Below are 20,714 nucleotides of genomic sequence, written 5' to 3'. Positions count from 1 at the left end.
TTGCGATTATGAGCACGAGATACGCATCAGAAGAGATTTGTCCCTGGAAGGAAGTTGCGCTCCCGCCTTCGTTCCCCACTTGCCTCGCTCCGCCCCGGTGCGCATCCTGAGAGGCGTAGAAGTTGCACGACCCTGAGGCTGCCATGAGCGACGAACCCCAAGATCAATTGCCTGCCGAGCGGGAATCGTGGGACGCGGTGTTGCACCGCGCCGGCGAACGCACGCTCGCCGAGGGTCGCGCGGCGTCCCGGCCCGGCGGCTCCGGCAAGCGCCCGTGGGCATTCTGGCTGCGAATCGCGGTGCCCGTCCTGATCCTCGGCGTCTACGTGACCTACAAGGCGGCCGGGTGGGACTTCTCCAGCCGACGCAGCCCGAAGCTGGAGGAAGTCGACTCGCTGACGGGAGTCGAGCGCCAGCAGGACGAACTGCCTCCGCTGGACAAGCCGACCCGCGACCTGGTGGGGCGCCTGGAGGCCCTTCTGGCGGCGAAGGACTGGCCCGCCATCCGAAAGGCCGTCGCTGAGGCTCCCAAGGCCGCCCAGGAACGCCCGGAGGTCGAAGCATTCGACCTGATCGCCCAGGTCGAGTCCGGCCAGTCTAATCCAAGCCTGAACAAGCGCATCGTAGATCTGGAGCCGTACTTCTCGCGCAAGAAGTCCCAGGAACCGATGCTGAATTACCTTCGCCTTATGCGGGCGGAAATGCTCTTCCGATCCTCCTCGAACGATCCGCAGGCACTGATTCGCAACATGGACGAGTTCCGTCGCCTCGTCGCGGACCAGCCGCTGACGGAGCGCGTCCTGCTGCTTCGCCTGAAATTGGCCGGCCGCTACGAGCTCATGGGCGCACGCGTGCAAGAGGAAGCCGGCGGGGTGCTGCGTCGTGATGTCCTCGAGCTGACGACCGCCCGAAGTCTCTACCAGCAGGGGCTCCGCTGGGTCACGACGCGCGAGGGCTGGATGAAGTTGCAGCCCATCAGCCCCGGCAAGGCCGCCGCCTCGATCGATCGCTTGATCACCCGCATGCGAAGCGTGAACGGCCAGCTTCACGGCCCTGCGCTCCCTTGGGAGAACAAGGACCCCGAGACCTGGACCGGCAAGAAGGGCGATCCGATTCACGACTACCCGGGAGGCACCTGGTGAGCGAGAACGGAGACCTTGAAGCCCCGCGCTCGGATGTGGAAGTACTGCCCGCCGAGCCGATCGTGCCCCCGCCGGAGCCATCCGAGGAAGAGCCGCATCCGTTCGTCGGCCCCGACGGCGAACTGCGCGGCGTCGAGTTGGCCTTCCGGATCGGACTGCTGCTCGGGGCTGGGCTGTTTCTGATCGAGGGACAGGGTTCGCCGTTCTCACGGGCTCCGCTGGTGATTGTGGGCGCTTTCGCGATGTCCGCCCTGATTGTCCTCACGATGGCGATGCAGTGGCGCGTCCTGGGCGACTGGCGGCGCGCGACCCAGCAGATCGTATTGGCGGGACTGATCCTCGTGCTGGCGATTCCGCTGGGCGCAATTCTGACGCCGAAGGTCGGCGGTGCGGCACTGCCCGAATGGCTGGCGCTTCCCCTGACGCAGGTCCTCTCCACGCTGCAGAAGATCCCCGGCCTGGACGTTGCCCTGGCGCTGCTCAAGGGCGTCCTCGTCTTCATGCTGTACGTCGTCGTGATGATTGCGCTGGTGGCAACGAGTTCCCCTGGGCGCTGGGGGGGATTCCTGGTCATCGCCGGGGGCGTGGCGGCCTTCAGCCTGTTCTTCTACCCCACCCCCGAATCCGCCGTCGGGCTGGCCCTGCTGGCCTTCTTCCTTCGCGTGCAATGGGAGCGCCCAGTCCTCGTCCCGGATCGATTGCGCGGGCACCTCTCGCGCCGCCAGATGGACTTCCTGGCCGAACTGACGGGCGCGGGCGCCTTGTCGCCGGGCGAAACGAAGCTGTATCTCGAGCACGACGCCCAGGCCTTCGCCGAGTTACTGGACTTCGGGCTGGTCGACTACGACCGCGTCCTGCGCGAGGTCACTCCCGGCCGTCGCCTGATGCACGACCCCGCGAAGGAGACCCTGGAGAAGGGCCTCTCGGCGGTTCGCCAGGGGCTGTGGTTTCTGGTGGGACTAGGCTACGTTCTGATGCCCGACATCATCCCCGGCCCGCTCGACGACATCGTCGTGATGCTGCTCTGCAGCGGCGGCGGACTGAATCTCTTGAGTTCTCTGTTCGGAAGCCGCGGGCGGCGAGTCGGATGAGCATCCCAAAGGACGACGAGTTGTTCTCAGGGTCTTGCTTCTGATTGGCCGCTGCCCAGCGGACGAATCACCTCCGTGGAGAGCTTTTCTTTCGAGTTGTCCGGGGATTCTTCCGTCGGATCCTTAGCCCCCCGCATGCCGATGGCTTCCGTTGGCAAGTAAATGGGGCTCTGTCGTTCGATGAACTTCGGCTCCCGCCCATCAGTCACGACCTGGAATCCTCTACATCCATACTTCTGCACAAGTCCGGGGAGATCCTCGCTCTTGCCGCAGTGTCTTCCATGCTCAGGGTCTTCATTCGTGCAACAGTATATGATGTCGCCGAGCGGAAAAGAAGGGATCGATTTCCCTCGAACCTCGCTTTGCATTGCCTCGGGGGCAGATAGCGAAGAGGCGGAGAATACGGCCGTTCTTGTCGAAGGAAGCTCATCCGCCTGAGTGAGTACAGTTGCGATTGCAGGATTCTCTGGGGCGGGATCGCCTCCAATTGCCGGGGCAGTTGAGGGTAGAACCAAACTCATTAATGTGGACAATGACAGGATGATGAAGATCTTCATCGATATCTACTCCTTTGCGCCCTTCTTGAACAGGCGAGTTGCGACGCGCTTGGTGAATCCCCAAGCAAGACTATGAAAGGCTCCGCCAAGAAAACAGACGGCCAGGATGAGCGGAGCATTCAGTTTCAACCCCCTGAATGGGAGAATATCCGGAATGCCCGCTGCCACAATGATCAGACTTCCTCCTGAGATCGTTCCCAAGATTGTAAGATTCCGCGTAGACCAGCGGTTGTTGAGAAAGCGAGAGCGGAGATCATACGCGCTGCCGCCTAAGAATGCCGCAGAGAAACCCAACAGGAGAACGGCCATCCAATCCTCCAGAAACCTGGCCCATGGATAGGCGGACGCTCGCTTGGTTTCTTTCAGGTAAATCTCAAGGTCGGCGCGGCTATAGAATGAGATTCCTTGATACTCGACATAGTTCGGAGCGTCGATGCTGTCCAGTTTGTCTAGACTCTTGATGAGAGTCAGTTCCGAATATGCGGCAACGGCGAGGTAACATGCAATCACCAACGCCAGGCTTTGGATGATCAATCTTCGATTCATGTGACGAGGAGCCCCAATAGAGGAGGTTCGCAATTGGAGTGCATGGGCGAATGTGCGATGGGAGAGTACTATTCGATCCTGCCTCCGACGCCGCTCCCATCAGCCCCGTCGATTGACCAAGTCCGCCAACAATCCAAGCCCTATCAATTGCATGCCACCTACAAGAAGAAACACGGTCGTCGCAACGGCAATTTCGAATCCGAGGAATCGCAATACCAGGAAAAGCACGCCGAGGCCCAGAAGTCCCAGGCCGGTCGGGCCGAAGACGCGCAGCGGCCGGAAGGCCATTGAGATTCGACAGATCAACGTCAGGAAGTTCATCGTATCGCGGATCGGGCGGATCTTCGAGCTTCCGATGCGGCCCTTGTAACGAATCGGAATAAAGGACACCTTCTGTCCCGCAGTCATCAGTGCCATCGTGATCGTGGTGGTGAAACTGAATCCGTCGGGGAGCAGCTTACGCAACTCACGCGCGTCCTCGCGGGCGAAGACACGCAGGCCGCTGTTCAGGTCCGGGATACGCCGCCCGGCCAGGTATGAAGCCAGCGCGCGCAGGAAAGCCTTGGGCGGACGTCGCAGCCAGAACAGGTCGCTGGCTCGCCGCGCACCGATCGCCATACGGGCGCCGGCTTCGATTTCGGCGATTAGCTCCGGCAGTCGGCCGATTGGATATGTGCCGTCCGCGTCGGCGATGGCGATCCAAGGATGACGCGCCTCCTCGATGCCGGTCTTCAAGGCCGCTCCATACCCGCGGTTGGTCGCATGACGGATCAGCCTCAGCGATCCATTGCTCGCGGCGACGACGGCATCCAGGCTCACCGCCGAACCATCCGTTGAGCCGTCGTCCACAAGGATGATCTCGCTGTCCGGCGTCAGCTTCTTCTGCACGCCGTGCAGTCGGCGCTTCAGATCGTCGATCGCGCCGGATTCGTTATAGACGGGAATAATCAGGCTGACGGGGAGCATTCGGACCTCTTCCTGGACTGGCTGCTGAGCACTGGACACTTCGCCCGCTGGCGCGGCAAGCGGAATGCCCTACGGGGTCGCCAGCGCACCGCGGCCGATGACGGTGTAGCGGGCACCCTCGGGATGAAGCACGCTCTCCATCAGGTGAACTGCCTCGAGGGGCGACTTGCCGAAGTTCGTGTACTGCATGTTATGCGCCTGCTTCACGAACATGCCCGTCCCCTTCAGGCCCTTGAAGCGGGCCAGCGTGACATGCGCGTGGAAATTGTCGTGCTGGAGTTCCAGGCCCTGCTTCTGAATCAATTCGGCAATGTTATCGTAGAGCTGCTTCAGGCCGGGCGGCGGATTGTGCACGCCCGCCCAGAGAACGCGGGGCTGCTTAGCGTTCGGGAAGTAGCCAATGTGTCGAACATCCAGGTCAAAACGATGCACATTCGCTACGGCCTCGGGGAGGCCTTTGATCAATTCCTGGACGATCGGTTCGGGTGTCCTGCCCAGGAAATGCAAAGTTACGTGGTAATTCTCGGACGAAACCCATGATGCCCGGAGAGGCATGAAGTGGGCCGCTTTTTGCATCCTCTGCGAAGTGTCCGCGAGCGCCTGGCGACAGGCTTCGCTGGTTGGAAGGGCAAAGAAGACCCGCCGGGAAGGGCCGCTTGCCGCGTCGGATTGAGGTTTGGCAGCGTCGTATGAGGCGGATTCTGTCATGGAGAAGTCCCTTTTCCATCGTTGACCCATCCGTTTGCCGGCCATAGGGTCGTCCGTGTCGGAATGTCCTTGTGTCAGACCTGCGGATGATGGGGAAGCGAAAACTGTCCCCCAGTGGGCCGCAGGAAACACCCGGAGAGTGATTGCACTTGACCGGTTGAATTGCAAATCCGATGCTGACCCGAGCATAGAAAAGGGCTCCTGGCCGGCATCGAAGCCCGAAACTGATGACAGGAGGGGGTCCGGACACTAGGCGGCGGCGGTGCGGCCAATCTGATTCGGACTGGAGAGGCAACATTGGATTCAACGCGTGTTGAACTCGAAGTCACGGTGATCAACCAGCAAGGCCTGCACGCCCGGCCGGCGGCTCAGTTTGTTCGTGAGGCAGGCAAGTACCCGGACTGCGAAATCACCGTCATTCGCGATGGGATGGCAGTGAACGGCAAGAGCATCATGGGCATGATGATGCTCGCCGCAGGACCCGGTACGATTCTCAAGGTCGTGGCCGAGGGTGATGGGGCCGAAGAAGCAGGACAGGGATTGGTGGGATTAGTGGAAACAGGTTTCGGCGAACCGATCGCCCCGGAATATAGCTGAGAAATCTCAGGCCAGCCAAGCAGGGACTCAAGACGACGCCATGGTGGGAAGGCGCACATTCTTCTTCGACGGATTGGGAGTTTCCGATGGAATTGCCATCGGACCCGCATACGTCGTCGAATCGCAAGGCGCGCCCTCCGAAGGCTATCAACTTTCCGACGATGAAGTCGAACAAGAGATTGAGCGGTTCAAGAAGGCTGTTCAAATGGCGAAGGATGAAATCCGCGCCATCGGCCGCCAGGTCGCCGAGAAGATCGACCACCAACAGGCTGCCATCTTCGACGCTCACCTGATGATGCTCGACGATCCGGTGATCATCGAACCAACGATCGATCGAATCCGCGACGAAAAGAGCAACGCCGAGTCCATCTTCTGGGCCGTGACCAAGGGGCTGGGCGAACAGCTCCGCACTCTCGACGAATACTTCTCCGAACGAAATCACGATCTGTATGATGTCGCGCGCCGCGTCATCAAGTTTCTGACCCAACTGACCGACGCGTCGACGCACGTGATGCCGCGCGAAGGCTGCATCATTGTCGCTCACGATCTCGGTCCCACGGAGACGGCCCAACTGTCCCGCGAGCACGTGCTGGGCTTCTGCACAAACGAGGGTGGTCCGACCAGCCACACGGCGATCATGGCTAAGGCGCTGGCTCTGCCGGCGGTCGTTGGACTTGAGTACGTCACGCACTACATCCGCAGCGGCGACATGATCATCATGGATGGGACCGAGGGGAAGCTGATCCTCAATCCATCCCTGCACCAGATCGAGTTCTACCGGCGCAAGGCGGACGACTATCGCAGTCTGCGGTTGTCGCTCGTTGAATTGCGCGATGAGCCCGCCGTCACGACCGACGGCACGCGCGTCAACCTCTACGCCAATATCGAGTTCCCCGAAGAACTGGACGCCGTCATAGAGAACGGCGCGGAAGGCATCGGGCTCTTCCGCACGGAGTTCCTGTATCTCAGCGACGGCGGACCGGCCGGCGAATCGGATCACTTGCGCGAGTACCAGGAAGTCCTGACCCGCATGGGTGACAAGCCGGTGGTCCTGCGCACGATGGACGTCGGAGGCGATAAGATTGCTGCCAACGATTACTCGGTTCCCGAGTTGAACCCATTCATGGGGCTGCGTGCGATTCGCCTGTGTCTGAAGAACCAGGACATTTTCCGTTCGCAGTTGCGCGCGATGCTCCTGGCCGGTGCGGGGCGCGATATCCAGATCATGCTCCCCATGATCAGCTCCATCGACGAAGTGCGCGCGTCGCGCCAGATCCTCGATGAGCTCATGACCCAGCTTGGGAAGAACGGCCATGACCTGCCGACGAATGTTCGGCTCGGTGCGATGATCGAGATTCCGTCGGCAGCCCTGCAGGCGCACGTCCTGGCAAAGGAAGTCGATTTCTTCTCCATCGGCACCAACGATCTGGTGCAATACACGCTCGCCGTCGATCGCGTGAACAAGAGCGTCGCCCACCTGTACCGCCCGGCTCATCCCGCAGTGCTCGGCCTGCTGAAGTACGTCACCGACTCCGCCCGGAATGCCGGTATCCCCGTCAGCGTTTGCGGCGAGATGGCCGCGGACCCGCGCTATGCCATTCTCCTCGCTGGACTTGGCATCCGTTCGCTCAGCATGGGCCCGTCCTCGATTGGCGTGGTCAAACGGGCAATCCGCACAATCGCCATCGCCGAGGCCAAGTCCTTGGCCCAGGAAGTGCTTACTCTTTCATCTACCGAGGAAGTGGAAGCGCACCTTCATCGGCGATTGGAGAAGCTCTTCGCCAAACCCGTGAGCCCCGTGGCGGCTCCGGAAGTGCGCGCCCCGGGCAATTCCGCCTGACCCTTCCCCTTCCCGCAAACAGTACCAGGAGTACGAGTGCCTATGGCTGTCGAAGTGCCGACAATTGAATCTTTGCTTGAGCGCAGCGCCGCGACACCCGAATTCGCGGAGGCTGTCCGGGCCCTCGCGGCGGGCGACACGAAGACCGAGCTGATCCAGGCAAATGCCGGCGCCCCCCCGGTCAAAGTCCTTCGCGTGATCTCTCAGTTGCTCGATCAACACCCCGACCTTCCCATCGAATCCATCCAACTCGAGGGCCAGTCAGGCTGTGCCGATTTCATCGGCCAGCTGACCGCCAACGCGAACGGCAGTTCGCTGCGAATTCGCTTCAATTGGAACTGTGCGTGGAAAGCCGCCGAGGAAGGCATGAAGACCTTCTGGGGCGATCCGGATCAGCAGGAGGCGGCCCGAGAGTTCGGCTATCAGTGCTTCAAAGAGTTTGAAACGATCGGGTAATTGCTGCCGGTTACTTCTTCATCTTCAACGACACCGCAGGTTGCGGGCGATTGCGTTCCATCGGTCCGGGGATTTTCTCCGGCGGGATGCCGCCCAGGTTGGTGATTACTTTGTGAGTCCTCGCATCCCGCAGCATCTTCAGCACCTGGATGCGGGCGTACTCGCGGGCATTCTCTCTCAACTTCGGCAAGGCTGATTCGAAGTTCTCTCCAACGGCCGGTTCCTTATCCAGAACCTTAACGACGTGATAGGATTCCGGGACGACGACACCGTCGCGCCTGACATATGACGTCAGCATCGGACTCGTCTCGCCGATCTTCATCTTCGCGAGTTCCTGGCGCACGACCGGCGGCAGGCCCTCCTGTTCGATGCTGAAGTAGCCCAGGTCGGCGCCGTAAATACCGAAGTCCAGGTCGTTCAAATCCGTGAAGACGCGGTCGTAGTTCTCGCCCTTCTCAAGGCGACTGCGCGCTTCCTCCGCCAGCTTCTCGAGCGAACGCCGGGTCTTGGCGGATTCGCTGCCGAGCAATGAAATCGAAAAGTGAGCCGCGCGATACATCGGCGGAGTGCGGTAGATCGATGGGTTCTGTTCGTAGGCAGCCTTCAGCGCATCGTCGCTGATGTTCAATTCCACAAAACGATCGAGCAACTTCTCGATCAGCAACGCGTCGTGCACGTAGGACTCCAACTCCTCGTTGGACATGCCCATGCGTTCGAGAACCGTCTGCACGCGGCTGTCGGAGAGATTGAACTCCGTCTCGATGATGCGCAGGCGATCTTTGAATTCCTGTTCGCTGATCACGAAACCCTGGCGGCGCGCTTCATCGGCCAGCATCATCTGCTCGGTCCACTCTTGAACGATGAGCCCTTCTTCCTTGCGCACGGCATCCTGGAATTCCATTTCCTGCTGTGCGTCGAGGAGCGCCTCCTCGGTCGGTGCATCCGACGCGAGGATGTTGACGCCCTTCTGAGTGAACTCCTTGAGCGCTTCCGGCGTCGTGCCGATGCGAGCCGTTACGCGACGGTCCAGTTGATCGCGCGTGATCGAATGCGAATTGACAATGGCAACGAGAACCGTCTTCGGATCGGGCGTAGGGGTCGGCGCGGGACGGCCGCGATCATCATCCGACGGCGTCGCGATCGGCGTGGGCGTACCGACGCGCACCTTGATCTCCGGCTCTTCACGGATCAGCGGAGCCACCGCCTGTCCTGCAGCCGACGAGACACAAGCCAGGAGTGCGGCTGCGGCCAGAGTGCCAGTGATCAAGTTACCGAACTTCATACTATCACCTCAGGGTGTCGATTGCGGGTGAGCCTACCTCTTACTCGGCGTCCTTGGGAGCCCAAGCGGGAGAGAGCACTTGAAAGAGCTGTGCCAGGTCGGGGACGCCCTCGTGCACGGTCAATTTCCTGCCATCGGCCGTCAAAAGCGCAATCGCCGGCGTAACGTCCGTTCCGATACGAGCCTGCGCGTCGGCAATCTCTTCCGGAGCGGGGCAGGATATAACCAGATCGCGGAGCATCTGCTTCGAGTTCCGGTTCACCATCAGGCGCCGCAGAGCCTTGTTGTCTGCATTGTGATCAATGACGACCACGACGTGGTAGCGATTCTCGCGCTGAGCACGGCGAAGGCCTGTCGTGTACTCCACCGTAGGAATGCCGATGGGGCCATTGCGAAGGCGACGCATCGCCGCGCCTCGCTCCGCCACCAACGCCTGCGAAGGGGCTGTCTGATAGGCACGGGCGATGGTCTGAACCTCAGGCGAACCCGCGGGATGTCCGCCCAACAGAATGAACTGAGACGAATCGGGTAGGCCCGCGATCAGAAACTCCTCCTGCATAGTGGGAACGCAAAAGGTAAGCTCGGTCCACATGGAAAGCAGCCCGCCCTCCAGCGCACCGGCACGCATCAGCGTCTCGCTGGTCAGATATTCGCCGTCCGCCGTCACAGGCGTATCGCCAGTGACCAGATGAACGCCATCCATCGAGAGGGTGCGAGAGCGCCCGACGCCGTAAGGCAGAAGCTGCACGGCAAGCTGCCATGAAGTCAGAGTCCCATCGTCGAGAATCTGAGCACGAACCATCTCGCGCGGGCGAACGGGCACGTTATTCACGATTCCTTCGCCGCCAACAACGTACAGGTAGCCGTTCTGGACGAAGAGAGAGATGCCCTCCCGTCGCTGCGGCAGGGGGAGAGTCAGTTGCCAATTGATGGCAATCCGAGCGCCGGACGAAGCCGCCGAAACAGCCGCGAGCGGAGCCGCCGCGATGCGCACTCCCCCGCTCTCCATCCCGCCGGCCAGGAAGAGGGTTCCTTCCGAAACCATGGCGGTCTGAATATCCGTCAGGGGAACGTTGACGCGCATCCGCGGCCGGGCACTCGCTTCCGGATCCAGCGGCACAACATACAAGCCTTCGCCTGCAGCCACCAGCCAGTAGTCCCCGCCGGCGAACACGGGCCCGAGCGTGGAGCCCTCGGCATCCAATTCCCCGGAAATACTGCGAACCCACTTGGGCTCCGGGGTCGTCTTGCTTCCCTCTTCCATCGGGGGCAGCTTCGGCCCGTCCTTCTCCAGAGCCACATGCGCCGCAACAAGGCGCGAGTCTTCGAGCCGTGCGATCCATAGCTGGCCGTCTCGGACCAATCCGGCTTGAGGACCGAAAGGCAGTTCCAACTCCCATAGTGGGTTCATGCAATCCAGCGACGACGAGGAGACATGGGAACGCTTATCAGGCTGACTCAGATCGAGTTCAAGCAAGCCGTCCTGCTTGAACGACTGGCCCGGCAAAGCCGCCACAAGAACCAACGGGAACAGAAAAGCCAGCAGGGCCGATCTCGCGGAACGCTGAAAAACTAGGAGTTTACGTCGTTCGATCATTGCGTTTCTTTCTGCTCAACTCGGAATGCCTGAATAAACAGTCAGACAATTATCTGAGCGGCTTTCTCGCGCACAAGTTTGGTGTAACGGGCGTTCACCGGCGTCGGGACGCCCGCTTTCTCGCCGAGCCGTGCGATCGCCCCGTTCATGGCATCGATCTCCGGCATCTTGCCGGCGCGGAAATGCACCAGCATCGAGGGGATGTGGTCTGCCGTTGCCGGGAAGACGCCCTCGAAGAACCACTGTTGGAACTCAGCCAAGGTGGGCGGGTCGAGGGGGATTCTCAGTGCCTCGGCGACGGCGTAGCATTCCGCGATGATCGCTTCCTGGTCCGCGCGGGCCTCCGGATCGCCCAGCAGCACGCTGTATTTTCCGTCCCGAACGGTCGCCGGGGCATTCAGCGCGCAGTTGTACATCAGCTTACGCCACTGACGGGCACGAATGTCCGGCGGATTCTCCACGGGCACCTCGGCCGCCTCCAGACGAGCGACCAAGTCCTCGATGCGGCTCTGGGCTGGAGCATCCGGATGTGGCGGGCGACCGATCATGACCGGGAAGCCCTGAACCGTCACGTTCACATGGCCGGGGGCGGCCAACTCGACGCCGGTGTTCAGAATGCCGCCGACAACGCGCTCCCAGCCGACGATCTCCGCCATGGCTTCCCAGTTGCCCAATCCATTTTGAATTGAAAGCAGCAGCCCGTCCGGCGCCAGAGCAGGAAGGGCAAGCCGCGTCGCCTCGGCCGTCTCGGTCGTCCTTGTCGCGATGACGATCAGGTCGAATGGCGCGGTGGAGCACTCCGCAATCGAAGTGGCCAGATCCGTGAAACCCGAGGCCAGACCTTCGTGCCAGACGATACTGACGCTGGTCATACGCAAGCCGTTCGAGCGGATCGCCTCGATGTGGGCGGGACGCCCAACCATCGACACGTCCAACCCTCCGGCCCTCATCTGGCCGCCAATCAGCGACCCGACGGCGCCGGCTCCCAGGATGCAGATCCGATACGGCGATTCGCTCATGGTACAATCTTCCTTCGAAGAGTGATGACGGAAAGGCCTGCAAACCAGATGCCTAATCCGATACCGGTCAAGAACAACCCCACGCGGTGGCTTTCCGGACGGAACTCGAGAACGGCGCGTCCGTCTACGAACGCCGAAGCCGGAACCCGCGCGTGGACGGCGTTCAGCCACTCGACGGGCTCGCCGGCAATCGTCCAACCGGGGTACTGCCCCATGGATAGAATCGCATCGCCGGGGATCGGGCCTGTCGATTCAACCACCACGCGATTTGGATTCGACACGTCGGTCGTCAAGACAGGTAATCCACGGTCCCACTGAACAGCCTTGCCGTAGTCGACCTTGTCGTCCTGATAGCCCGTCAGCGGCGGCTCACCGGCAAGCTGGTGGGGCCCGTCAAACTCCGTAAGATCGATACCCTCGGCCTGCTCTGCCCAGAAGGCAGCGCCGCCGGCCCCAGGGACCCCGAAGAGAGCACGAGTGCGACGCAGATCCACGGGAAGCTCCTGCAAGGCCTCAATGTCGATCGGAAGATCGGAGAAGATCCTCCCGATGCCGAGCAAGGCCAGAAGCTGCTGGTCGGGGCGGAATTGACGGAAGTGACGATTGAAACGAAGCAGGAAATCCTTCGTGCGAATTGTGGGAGCCAGGCCCTCCTCGTAGCCCGCCGCCGATGGATAATGGAGCACAACGTTGTCGTTCTCGAACAGCCGCATCCAACGCAACCAGACGGTATTCTCGATCGGTTCGGTATCGAGCTGACGATTGGCCTTCAGGAAGGCGTCGTCGTTAATCGTGAGTCGGAACAGGCGATTGTCGATCGTTTTTCCGGGATGCAGGTCGACGTCTTCACCCCAAGCAAGAAGCAGCGGCGCCGTCTCGACTGGGTAGTTGAATTTCTCGGCCCGCGCGGGCAGATAGAGACCGCACCAGGCGATGGCGATCGCACCGCCGGCGACACCGATGATCAGGTTGTTGGCCTGCTCCCGATGCCGGAGCTCGCGCAGAATCCGGTCCAGCGCCAGCCCGGCCAACGAAGTCCACGCCAGCGCCGTGATGACAATGATGCGCGCGGGAACGCGGAATCCAGCCGCCGGGGGGAAGAGCGCCACGTAGATGTCGTGAAGCGAAATACCATGCTTAGGATCCAGCCGCGCGGGCATTGGGAACTCGGTGAAGTCGGCATGAAGGATTCGCGAGAGACTGACATTCCCGCCCATCGCCATCAGCAGCGTCACGACGATCGCAACGGCCAACAGCAGCGGCGCACGGCGCGCCTTTCGGCCGGGCGCAACAAGCCGCCAGAGCTGGAACGCAACCTCACCGATGGCCAGAATCAAGATCGGCAAGCCAACGAACACACCGTACTCGTTGTACGCGCGCATGTCCTGGTAACCGGCAACGTAGCTGCCGAATCGGTGGGGCTGAAAGTACGTCAGCAATATGTCCGGCGGCATGCTGTAGCGAAACGACCACGGCGGATCGAACTGGTGGCGAGAAGCAAGCGGGGTGAGTTCCAGGCCCGGCAGCAACTGCACGCCCGTCAGCAGCATGGTCAGGATGCCGGCCGCGCCGAAGCACAGGACAGCGACGCCGAGCCGGCGCAGCCTGCCTTCGCCTCCGAACGCCACCGAGCCGATCGCAAGGATCGCCGCAGCCGCTCCGTGCGTGTAGAAGGCTGCCTGGGGGTGGCCAACGAGGAACTGCATGGCCCCGAGGCCAGTGTAGACCACGACGAATCGTACCGCCGACATTCGGCCCGCGGCCAGCATCCAGGCGGCGCCGAGCATCCACGGCATCCACGCCACGGCGGCGATCTGGTTGATGTGTTCCTGCGCACCCCAGAACCACGCGGTGCATGGGAAGGCCGCACCGGCCAGAATAGCTCCGGCGGTTCCGGATCGAAGTGCGAACCGCATCCACCACCACGCACCGACTCCGCACAGAATCAGGTGGAAGAGGTTGTAGAGATTCATCTCTCCCAACAGGGGCGAGAACCAGAAGAACACGTAGTCGACAGGATAGAAGATCGCGTGCTGCAGCGTTGCCGCGGCGGGCGCCCCAAAGAAGATGTAAGGATTCCAGAGCGCAAAGACTCTCTGCCCGAGGAGCGTCTCGGTGCGGAACTCCTTCATCGGCCAGAAGAGGTTCGCGTAATCGCCGCCGCTCTGCATGTGCGTCGGGTCGAAATACAACCCGTAGAACACCGCGACGGCAGCGGCCACGGCAAGGACTTCAAAGAGGAGTTGTTTCTTGGCAGAAATCGGCGCCATCACCCAACGCGGGATTGTTCCAGCGCCTGTTCAAGGACAGTGGCGATCTGATCGCAAGCGCGAACCGATGGGAACAGGCGCCGCATATTGTCCCGCAGCAGCGGCAGACGCGATTCGTCGGTGCTGATCCGATCCAGGTGATAAAACAGGTCCGACTCGTCCATGGCGATCAGGCCAGCGCCTTCTTCCAGCAGATGCAGCGCATTGCCAAAAGACGGATCGCCCGGATGCGTGAAGGCAAGCATCGGCGTGGCCGACGCAGCGGCCTCCGCAATGCGATGGAAGGTCGGATCGCCAACCACCAGGTCGCACCCGCCGATCGCATGCGCGGCTGCCCGACAGTCGTTTTGTTCGTCGATCTGGCGCATCTCTTCCATCGTCACCAGAGTGAACCGCGGGTCGTCGTCGATCCGGTGCATGATGCGCGAGAGGCGCGAGGAATCCTCGCGGCAGAAAATGGCCATGGCGCTGTCATTCACGCCCAGAATCTGGCGCAGCTCGCGCGTGTCGTCCTTGATGCGGAACTCGGGATGGCATGGCAGGCCGGCGCGCTCGACGTGCAAATCGGGAAACGTGCGCTTCAACCAGGAGAACATCTTGTCGCTGGCCGCAAAAACGCCTTCGACACCAGTGAACGATGTCGGACGGGCCGCGCGGTCCAGGAACGGCAGGTACAGCCAGAACGCCCCGTCGAGTGTCTCGAGGTCCGGCAGACGCGTCGCATCGAACGCCAGCACGACGGCGGCTCCGACGAGTTCCTCCCGCTCGCAAGCCGCACGGAACGTCGTCCGGGCAGCCTGGAGGGCTTCCGCCAGCTCCGTCTCTATTTCGTCGTGGGGGTCGTAGTAGACGGCGATGCTTCCCTGGGACAACGTTGACATAACCAAAAACGCTCCTTGGCGCGCGCGAGCTGAACTAGGGGTTCATGCCTAACACTCGGGTGAAGTCAAGCGCAAGAAAAGAGGCGAGGTCCTTGGCCCCCTTCGGGGACCGGAAGAAACTCGACCCCTTCCCCCGGGCTCCCACGGGTCGCCCGGGGCCATTCAACTGATCCTCCTCCGGAGGACAACTGCACCCGCCATGATCACCCGCAAGCACTGCACCGGTGCCTGAATCAGACGGAGAGTTCGAACAAGGTCGATTCCAACCAGCGTCGCCGCCACCGACAGACAGGCCGGAGTCCGGCTCATGCCCAGCAACAGTATCTCAGCTAATCGACTAGAAGCCCCGAACAGGCGCTCTGGAGGATGCTTCCGATGTGTTCTCGCAGACGGTCCAGGTTCCCCCCAGTCGTCCCCCGATAGGGGGGCGAAGCTGAATGGCCCCGGGTGACCAACGGGAACCCGAGGTTAGCGTGCAAGTACGGCCCGTCCCCGGAGGGGGCGAAGATTGTCAAACAAGATAGTCCAGCAATACACACAGGGCCACTTCGAGCCATTCGAATCATGCCCCTTGCCGTGGGGGCGGCGCCCTGCTAGGCAGACCGCGCACGCTGACGCGGACGCCGAAGTTCCCTCGCAATGAAAAAGACTCAAGCACACCCATACAGCCCACGAGAAGAGATCGCCAACTCGATCACACACGGGATTGGTGTCTTCCTGAGCATCGCCGGACTGGCGACGTTGGTGACGCTGGCCTCGCTGGGCGGCGACCCGTGGAGGATCGTCAGCTTCAGCATCTACGGCGCGACGCTCGTGGTGCTGTACCTTTGCTCGACGCTGTACCACAGCTTCAAGGCCCCACGCGTCAAAGCCGTCTTTCGCGTCCTCGACCACATCTCGATCTTCCTGCTGATCGCCGGCAGCTACACGCCGTTCGTGCTGGTCGAGCTACGCGGCCCTTGGGGGTGGTCGATCTTCGGCGTCGTGTGGGGCCTGGCGCTGGTCGGCGTGATACTCAAGGTCTTTCACACGGGCCGCTACGAGGCGGTCTCGATTACAATCTACATCCTGATGGGGTGGCTGATCGTCATTGCACTGAAGCCGCTGCTCGCCGCGGTGCCGGTGGGGTGCTTCGTCTGGATGCTTGTTGGAGGATTAGCATATACGCTCGGCGTGATCTTCTACGCCATGGAGCGCATTCCATACGGGCACGCGATCTGGCACCTGTTTGTGCTGATCGGCAGCGTCACGCACTTTGTCGCGATCGCGGTTTACGTGCTGCCCGTCGGGTAGGCCTGTCGGAAAGAGCCGACAGAAAAACAAGGTACCCTGGGGAGGGTCACAATGCAGGTTCAGCCACGGCGCGCGTTCACGCTCATCGAGCTTCTGATCGTCGTCGCCATCATCGCCATCCTGGCCGCCATCGCGGTCCCGAATTTCCTCGAAGCCCAATCGCGCTCGAAAGTCAGCCGCTGCCTGGCCGACATGCGAACGCTGCGCACAGGCATCGAAGCCTACGCCGTCGATTGGAACGACTATCCTCAGTATGGCGTCTTGAACGCAAACGGCACGATTCAGAATCCGCACATCTCGCCATCCGGCGCCCCGAGTCACAAGTTCCTTTCGGAATGCCTGACGACGCCGCTGGCGTACGTGACGCATTTGCTGGAAGACCCGTTCGTTCTCCGCAGCGACGCGCCGCAGTCAGACTGGCAGGAATTCTGGGCGCGTTACTTTTACACCAACCTGGATCAATTCGAAGCCCTCATGGGCCCCGCCGCGCCGCCCGTGATCGCGCAAACGCGCGACGAGTACGGAATCTGGATCCAGGCCGGCGCAGGCCCCGATCGCGATCGACTCGATCTGGCAAACGACACAGCGTACGATCCCACCAATGGGACAATCTCCGACGGCGATATCATCGCCAGCCAACGGTTCGCGCGGTTTTAGGGTTTCGCCGATGCGATCCGGGACGATCAGCCGGCTGGAAGCCGGCGCTCCCAGGAATCAATCTCCCAACAGTGTGTCAATATTATCGCTGACGCGAAAGATATCTCCGCTCGAAACCGTCCCGTTTGTGGGGTCGTACGTGTACTGTGGATTTGCGAGGAGTTGTCTCGCCACTTCCTCCGTACTGAGCGTTGGAACTTGATCGCCCTTCAGCAATGGCCAATCTATATCGCAGTCAGGACCACGACCTCCGATGATAAACCAAGTGGAATCAGAGTCTGTCGCGTACGAGACCGCTGGAAGAATTCGTGCGTTGTGGCCAGGCTTTGGAAATAGCATGAAGCCATAGGTCAGGACAGCGCAGATCATCGACGCAGCGAGGAGAGAATCGACGGCGAGATTGCGTCGCATTGTCGATCTGCAATCTGAATCGCTGAACGAATCCGGGGCTTCTTGATTGCCCGAACGGACAGCGAGCCAGTGCCCTCTTCTAAAAAGGACCCCAAGACCGATAATCTCTATTAGAAACAACGCTGGTACGAATGGCCAGAATGCCTCCAGCATGGATGACGGGCGAGTAATAATGCTCCGATCACGGGGCAGTGTTGCCATGCGTTCGTTGATGGGCGTGGGCAACAGCGTCAGCCCCCCGAAAGGAACCCCTGGCATCGAAGGAGGGTATCGCCCTAGATCCGAGCGGTACTGGTCCAGGGCAGTCTGCAGCACTCTGGCATCCGATCTGAGCCTCGCGACTGATGGGTATTGGTCTGCCTGCTCGGCCGCCATCGGATCGAGAGCCAGAGCATCGATGAGAATCATAAGAACGATGAGAGGTACAAAAACCCGGAACACGATCTTTGTCGCCGGAAGATACCACGGCAAGCTCGCGTTCGGTTCCCTTTCGCGTGGCGTGGATTCTTTCATCGTCCCATCCTCGACCCTTTCTCTCTGCCCTCATTCCTTTCAAGCTGATGTTTGGCCTCATGAATTCCTTCGCAGAGCCAGAGGATGTCTCCGCTCGATTCCATCCCATTAGTGGGATCAAAGATATACTGTGGATTTGCGAGGAGTTGTCTCGCCACTTCTTCCGTACTGAGCGTCGGAACTTGATCGCCACGGAACAACGGCAAGTCGATGTCGCGATCGAGCCCGCGCCCACCTAAGATGTACCAGGTGGAAGCCTCGTCCGTTGCATACAACATCGGAACTGGTTCACTGAAATCGTATCCGGGTGGGGGCCGGAACTTGAGGCAGTATCCGGCGATGCCGAGAAACATCAGCGCCACGAGTAGTGAGTCGATAGCGAGATTCCGTCGCAGCATGAACCGCAATCTGCGATCGAGGGGTGACAGTGTCGACTTCTCCAGGAACTCCTCTGTCATTCGTCGGTGGAATGGATTCGCAAAGTAAGCGGCAACGATCCAGAACAACAGAAGCAGACCTGCCAGGATGGCGCCGTTCGAAATCCTCGTCGCCTGTGGAGCCCCGCTTGCGTCTGGAAGCAAGTACGTCAAGTAGGCCGTCGGAGTTGTCAGTTGATTCAATCCGTTGCCTGGACTGCCGGGAAGCATCGGCGGGTAGTGCCCCGCGTCGACATGGAAGCTTTCCACGCTCGTTGCGATCGAACGCGCATCGGACAGCGTCCGCGAACAACGCCAACGGTAATATTGCCGGTGATGGTGTATTGGATTCCCGAAGAGATCATAGAGCAGCACCAGTGCGAAGACGGCCAGAGCGCGGGACCACACGGTTAGTGTCGCCGGAAGATACCACGGCAAGCGCGGCGCCGTTCTACCAACAATCGATTCCTCTTCCCGCAATGTTGCTCTCCCCCGCCGGGGGTGGCTAGATGCCGCCCACCGGGTTGTAGGTGGCTGTGATGCCGGCCTTGGTGGTGGCCCCGAGGACTTTGCCGAGATACTCGCACACCGCGCGGAACGGGTGCGTGTAGACGTAGATCTCGTCGCCGTCGCGCACGAGGAAATCGGGTTCGGAGCGCTTTGCCGTGCGGCGCGCATTCACGTAGTAAGACGTCGGATTGCCATCCTCGTCCATGCGCACGATTTCCACGTACGACGCCGCGCCGTAACGCATGCCGCCGCGCGCGCTGATCACGTGGTTGATCGTTCGCACCGACGGACCGAGAAATACCACGCCCGGCTTGTCGACACGGCCGAGCACGTTCACGCTGCCGGCCGGCACGACGTAAACAATGTCGTTCTGGCGCAGCGGAATGTTGTACTCCATCGTGCCACGGAACAGGAAGTCGGCGATCGGCACGTGATATTCGTCATGCGTGCGAATGCGCCCGTCTTCCTGCGTCAGTTTGCGAATCAGATCCTCAGGCTCCATCACGAGGCTTTCCTGCTGCGGGATGCGCTCGCGATAGAGAATCAACTGCGGCGCCGGCGCCAGGCCGCCGGTCTGTCCACCGAACGTCAGTCCGCCCGCTTTGTAGATGGCGTCGACGAGCGAATCGCCGGGCTCCAATGGATAGCGCCCCGGCTCGGCGACGCTGCCCACGATCGTGACCTGGTTCTGGTGGTGGTACTTGATCGTCACGACGATGATCGGATCGACGAAGTAATTGGTGTAGCGTTCGGTCAGCAGGCTCTGCAGTTCCGCGGCCGTCTTGCCATGCACGGCGACCGGCCCGACCAAGGGCAGAGTTAGCAGCGGACTTTGCGAAATCTCAAACTCGCCCGTCGTATCGGACGGTTTCTCGCCGAAGAGCTCCGGCTTGCCAACCATGCGGATGCTGATGATGTCGCCCGGGCCAATGCGGTAGGCGTCCGGCCGAACGAAATGAAGTTCCGGGTCATTGACCAGCTTGCGCAGACGAGCGCGCTCCGTGGGTTCGACCGTGCCCTGCGGCGGACCGACGTACGGACTGCCCGGTCCGCGCACGCAACCGGTCAGAACCACCGCCGCTAGAATCGTCAGCCAGATCAACAGCCCGCGCTTCGCCATACGAGTACTCCACGAAGATAGTATCATCCGTCGACATGGGACGATCCGAGAGCATCGGGCGTCAATGGGGATGGGGGAAAGCAGTCGGGCGTGTCGCGTCAACCTTCGGACTTCATCCGGATCGGCAGGGGCGTGTGCTGATCGGACATTTCCATTTCGATCAACTCGTAGCGCATCGCGCCACCGGTGGCGATGTGACAGACACCCTGCAGATCGTAGACGAGCTTGTGGTGGAACGGCCAGTGCCTCAGTCGCGAGAAGGAGGCGGTGAAGATCCGGCACGGCAGATCGCCTGTCGGGACGCGTGTGATGACTTCCTGGTCCAGGCGCATCATGCCGTAGCCAAACCGCCCGATCAAATCCTGGCCCGAGCGTGGCATCATGAAGACGGGGAAGCGTACCTCCTGGCCAACCTCCCAACGGTGCCGGCGCAAGGGCTCACTGAGCGTGCAAATGGAGTGCGCGTTGAAGACCGCATCCGTCGGCCAGTCCCACGGGCCGTGCTCGCTGCGATTGTTCAAGCGATCACGCGCGCTGGCGGTGAACTGCCCGTCGGCGAAGTCGTAGTTCACGCTGGAGCGCGTGCCGTCCGGCTGCGTGCGAGTCATGCTGGCGCGCACCAGATTTCCGTCGTAGTCTGCGGTCAGGTACGTCTCCGTGCGCACGTCATGACGCACAACGTCGGCCTTGTAATGAAACCCGTCGCCCTCGGGTTTGGCCGACCAGATTTCCCGGCCGATCTCTCGGCCGGCCAGGAAGTAACGATAGACGCCGCTCTTTCGCATGGTTTCGTCAGCTCCCGCGGGGGTCGGGTGTGAGAACACCTGCTGTTCGGTACTGCG

The 20,714-nt window shown here is 61.2% G+C and carries 20 protein-coding genes; 7 read left to right on the top strand and 13 right to left on the bottom strand.

Going from position 1 to position 20,714, the window contains the following annotated elements:
- Nucleotides 1–143 precede the first annotated feature (143 nt).
- Nucleotides 144–1,142 carry a hypothetical protein gene (locus tag KQI84_10125; GenBank protein MCB2155234.1) on the top strand — a complete coding sequence of 333 codons (999 nt, stop codon included), beginning with the start codon at nt 144–146 and terminating at the stop codon, nt 1,140–1,142.
- Nucleotides 1,139–2,233, top strand: a complete 1,095-nt coding sequence (locus tag KQI84_10120) for a hypothetical protein (protein MCB2155233.1) — start codon at nt 1,139–1,141, stop codon at nt 2,231–2,233. Before KQI84_10125 ends, KQI84_10120 begins: the two co-directional genes overlap by 4 nt.
- A gap of 26 nt (nt 2,234–2,259) precedes the next feature.
- On the opposite strand, the gene KQI84_10115 is transcribed toward KQI84_10120, so the two are convergent.
- From KQI84_10115 to thpR, 4 genes are all read right to left on the bottom strand, one after another.
- The gene (locus KQI84_10115) at nt 2,260–2,442 is read right to left on the bottom strand and encodes a hypothetical protein (protein ID MCB2155232.1); all 183 of its coding nucleotides are present in this window, start codon (nt 2,440–2,442) and stop codon (nt 2,260–2,262) included.
- Between the two features lie 354 nt (nt 2,443–2,796).
- Entirely contained in the window at nt 2,797–3,336 is a 540-nt protein-coding gene (locus KQI84_10110; GenBank protein ID MCB2155231.1) for a hypothetical protein, read from the bottom strand.
- Nucleotides 3,337–3,435: 99 nt separating this feature from the next.
- Entirely contained in the window at nt 3,436–4,302 is an 867-nt protein-coding gene (locus KQI84_10105; protein ID MCB2155230.1) for a glycosyltransferase family 2 protein, read from the bottom strand.
- Between the two features lie 69 nt (nt 4,303–4,371).
- Nucleotides 4,372–5,010 carry an RNA 2',3'-cyclic phosphodiesterase gene (gene thpR, locus KQI84_10100; protein ID MCB2155229.1) on the bottom strand — a complete coding sequence of 213 codons (639 nt, stop codon included), beginning with the start codon at nt 5,008–5,010 and terminating at the stop codon, nt 4,372–4,374.
- A 276-nt stretch (nt 5,011–5,286) separates the two neighbouring features.
- On the opposite strand from thpR, the gene KQI84_10095 reads away from it, so the two are divergent.
- The 3 genes from KQI84_10095 to KQI84_10085 are packed head-to-tail and all read left to right on the top strand — an operon-like array spanning nt 5,287 to nt 7,903.
- Nucleotides 5,287–5,607, top strand: a complete 321-nt coding sequence (locus KQI84_10095; GenBank protein MCB2155228.1) for an HPr family phosphocarrier protein — start codon at nt 5,287–5,289, stop codon at nt 5,605–5,607.
- A gap of 40 nt (nt 5,608–5,647) precedes the next feature.
- Entirely contained in the window at nt 5,648–7,447 is a 1,800-nt protein-coding gene (ptsP, locus tag KQI84_10090; protein MCB2155227.1) for a phosphoenolpyruvate--protein phosphotransferase, read from the top strand.
- Nucleotides 7,448–7,489: 42 nt separating this feature from the next.
- The gene (locus KQI84_10085) at nt 7,490–7,903 is read left to right on the top strand and encodes a hypothetical protein (protein ID MCB2155226.1); all 414 of its coding nucleotides are present in this window, start codon (nt 7,490–7,492) and stop codon (nt 7,901–7,903) included.
- Between the two features lie 10 nt (nt 7,904–7,913).
- Here the strand turns inward: KQI84_10085 and KQI84_10080 are convergent, their stop codons facing one another.
- From KQI84_10080 to KQI84_10060, 5 genes are read right to left on the bottom strand one after another with little or no spacing between them, the layout of a single operon-like run.
- Nucleotides 7,914–9,185 (bottom strand): peptidyl-prolyl cis-trans isomerase, encoded by a 1,272-nt coding sequence (locus KQI84_10080; GenBank protein MCB2155225.1) that lies wholly within the window; start codon nt 9,183–9,185, stop codon nt 7,914–7,916.
- 40 nt (nt 9,186–9,225) lie between these two features.
- Nucleotides 9,226–10,782, bottom strand: a complete 1,557-nt coding sequence (locus tag KQI84_10075) for a hypothetical protein (protein MCB2155224.1) — start codon at nt 10,780–10,782, stop codon at nt 9,226–9,228.
- Nucleotides 10,783–10,823: 41 nt separating this feature from the next.
- Nucleotides 10,824–11,801, bottom strand: coding sequence for a ketopantoate reductase family protein (locus KQI84_10070; GenBank protein MCB2155223.1), 978 nt, complete (start codon nt 11,799–11,801; stop codon nt 10,824–10,826).
- Nucleotides 11,798–14,071, bottom strand: coding sequence for a hypothetical protein (locus tag KQI84_10065; GenBank protein MCB2155222.1), 2,274 nt, complete (start codon nt 14,069–14,071; stop codon nt 11,798–11,800). The genes KQI84_10070 and KQI84_10065 overlap by 4 nt, the downstream gene beginning before the upstream one ends.
- Nucleotides 14,071–14,952 carry a hypothetical protein gene (locus KQI84_10060; GenBank protein ID MCB2155221.1) on the bottom strand — a complete coding sequence of 294 codons (882 nt, stop codon included), beginning with the start codon at nt 14,950–14,952 and terminating at the stop codon, nt 14,071–14,073. Before KQI84_10060 ends, KQI84_10065 begins: the two co-directional genes overlap by 1 nt.
- Nucleotides 14,953–15,591: 639 nt before the next feature.
- Here KQI84_10060 and KQI84_10055 point away from each other — a divergent pair.
- Together KQI84_10055 and KQI84_10050 are read left to right on the top strand one after the other, a co-directional pair.
- Nucleotides 15,592–16,245: a hemolysin III family protein gene (locus tag KQI84_10055; protein ID MCB2155220.1), complete on the top strand. Its 654-nt coding sequence runs from the start codon at nt 15,592–15,594 to the stop codon at nt 16,243–16,245.
- 51 nt (nt 16,246–16,296) lie between these two features.
- On the top strand, nt 16,297–16,902 hold the full coding sequence (locus KQI84_10050) for a prepilin-type N-terminal cleavage/methylation domain-containing protein (protein ID MCB2155219.1): 606 nt from the start codon (nt 16,297–16,299) through the stop codon (nt 16,900–16,902).
- Between the two features lie 57 nt (nt 16,903–16,959).
- Here KQI84_10050 and KQI84_10045 read toward each other — a convergent pair whose 3' ends face one another.
- The 4 genes from KQI84_10045 to KQI84_10030 form a co-directional block, all read right to left on the bottom strand.
- Nucleotides 16,960–17,826, bottom strand: coding sequence for a hypothetical protein (locus tag KQI84_10045; protein MCB2155218.1), 867 nt, complete (start codon nt 17,824–17,826; stop codon nt 16,960–16,962).
- Entirely contained in the window at nt 17,823–18,722 is a 900-nt protein-coding gene (locus KQI84_10040) for a hypothetical protein (GenBank protein ID MCB2155217.1), read from the bottom strand. The genes KQI84_10045 and KQI84_10040 overlap by 4 nt, the downstream gene beginning before the upstream one ends.
- A gap of 25 nt (nt 18,723–18,747) precedes the next feature.
- Entirely contained in the window at nt 18,748–19,872 is a 1,125-nt protein-coding gene (locus KQI84_10035) for a polysaccharide export protein (GenBank protein ID MCB2155216.1), read from the bottom strand.
- Nucleotides 19,873–19,970: 98 nt separating this feature from the next.
- Entirely contained in the window at nt 19,971–20,657 is a 687-nt protein-coding gene (locus KQI84_10030) for a hypothetical protein (protein MCB2155215.1), read from the bottom strand.
- Nucleotides 20,658–20,714 lie beyond the last annotated feature (57 nt).

The sequence above is a fragment of the bacterium genome (assembly GCA_020444065.1).
Taxonomy (GTDB): Bacteria; Sumerlaeota; Sumerlaeia; order SLMS01; family JAHLLQ01; genus JAHLLQ01.
The sequence above is the reverse complement of the archived record's forward strand: the minus strand, read 5'-3'. Positions and strand labels throughout refer to the sequence as shown.

Excerpts from the sequence above, each read along its gene's own strand:
- KQI84_10125 (MCB2155234.1), top strand. The coding sequence starts at position 144 with ATGAGCGACGAACCCCAAGATCAATTGCCTGCCGAGCGGGAATCGTGG.
- KQI84_10110 (MCB2155231.1), bottom strand. The coding sequence starts at position 3,336 with ATGAATCGAAGATTGATCATCCAAAGCCTGGCGTTGGTGATTGCATGT.
- KQI84_10105 (MCB2155230.1), bottom strand. The coding sequence starts at position 4,302 with ATGCTCCCCGTCAGCCTGATTATTCCCGTCTATAACGAATCCGGCGCG.
- thpR (MCB2155229.1), bottom strand. The coding sequence starts at position 5,010 with ATGACAGAATCCGCCTCATACGACGCTGCCAAACCTCAATCCGACGCG.
- ptsP (MCB2155227.1), top strand. The coding sequence starts at position 5,648 with ATGGTGGGAAGGCGCACATTCTTCTTCGACGGATTGGGAGTTTCCGAT.
- KQI84_10085 (MCB2155226.1), top strand. The coding sequence starts at position 7,490 with ATGGCTGTCGAAGTGCCGACAATTGAATCTTTGCTTGAGCGCAGCGCC.
- KQI84_10080 (MCB2155225.1), bottom strand. The coding sequence starts at position 9,185 with ATGAAGTTCGGTAACTTGATCACTGGCACTCTGGCCGCAGCCGCACTC.
- KQI84_10075 (MCB2155224.1), bottom strand. The coding sequence starts at position 10,782 with ATGATCGAACGACGTAAACTCCTAGTTTTTCAGCGTTCCGCGAGATCG.
- KQI84_10070 (MCB2155223.1), bottom strand. The coding sequence starts at position 11,801 with ATGAGCGAATCGCCGTATCGGATCTGCATCCTGGGAGCCGGCGCCGTC.
- KQI84_10065 (MCB2155222.1), bottom strand. The coding sequence starts at position 14,071 with ATGGCGCCGATTTCTGCCAAGAAACAACTCCTCTTTGAAGTCCTTGCC.
- KQI84_10060 (MCB2155221.1), bottom strand. The coding sequence starts at position 14,952 with ATGTCAACGTTGTCCCAGGGAAGCATCGCCGTCTACTACGACCCCCAC.
- KQI84_10055 (MCB2155220.1), top strand. The coding sequence starts at position 15,592 with ATGAAAAAGACTCAAGCACACCCATACAGCCCACGAGAAGAGATCGCC.
- KQI84_10050 (MCB2155219.1), top strand. The coding sequence starts at position 16,297 with ATGCAGGTTCAGCCACGGCGCGCGTTCACGCTCATCGAGCTTCTGATC.
- KQI84_10045 (MCB2155218.1), bottom strand. The coding sequence starts at position 17,826 with ATGAAAGAATCCACGCCACGCGAAAGGGAACCGAACGCGAGCTTGCCG.
- KQI84_10035 (MCB2155216.1), bottom strand. The coding sequence starts at position 19,872 with ATGGCGAAGCGCGGGCTGTTGATCTGGCTGACGATTCTAGCGGCGGTG.
- KQI84_10030 (MCB2155215.1), bottom strand. The coding sequence starts at position 20,657 with ATGCGAAAGAGCGGCGTCTATCGTTACTTCCTGGCCGGCCGAGAGATC.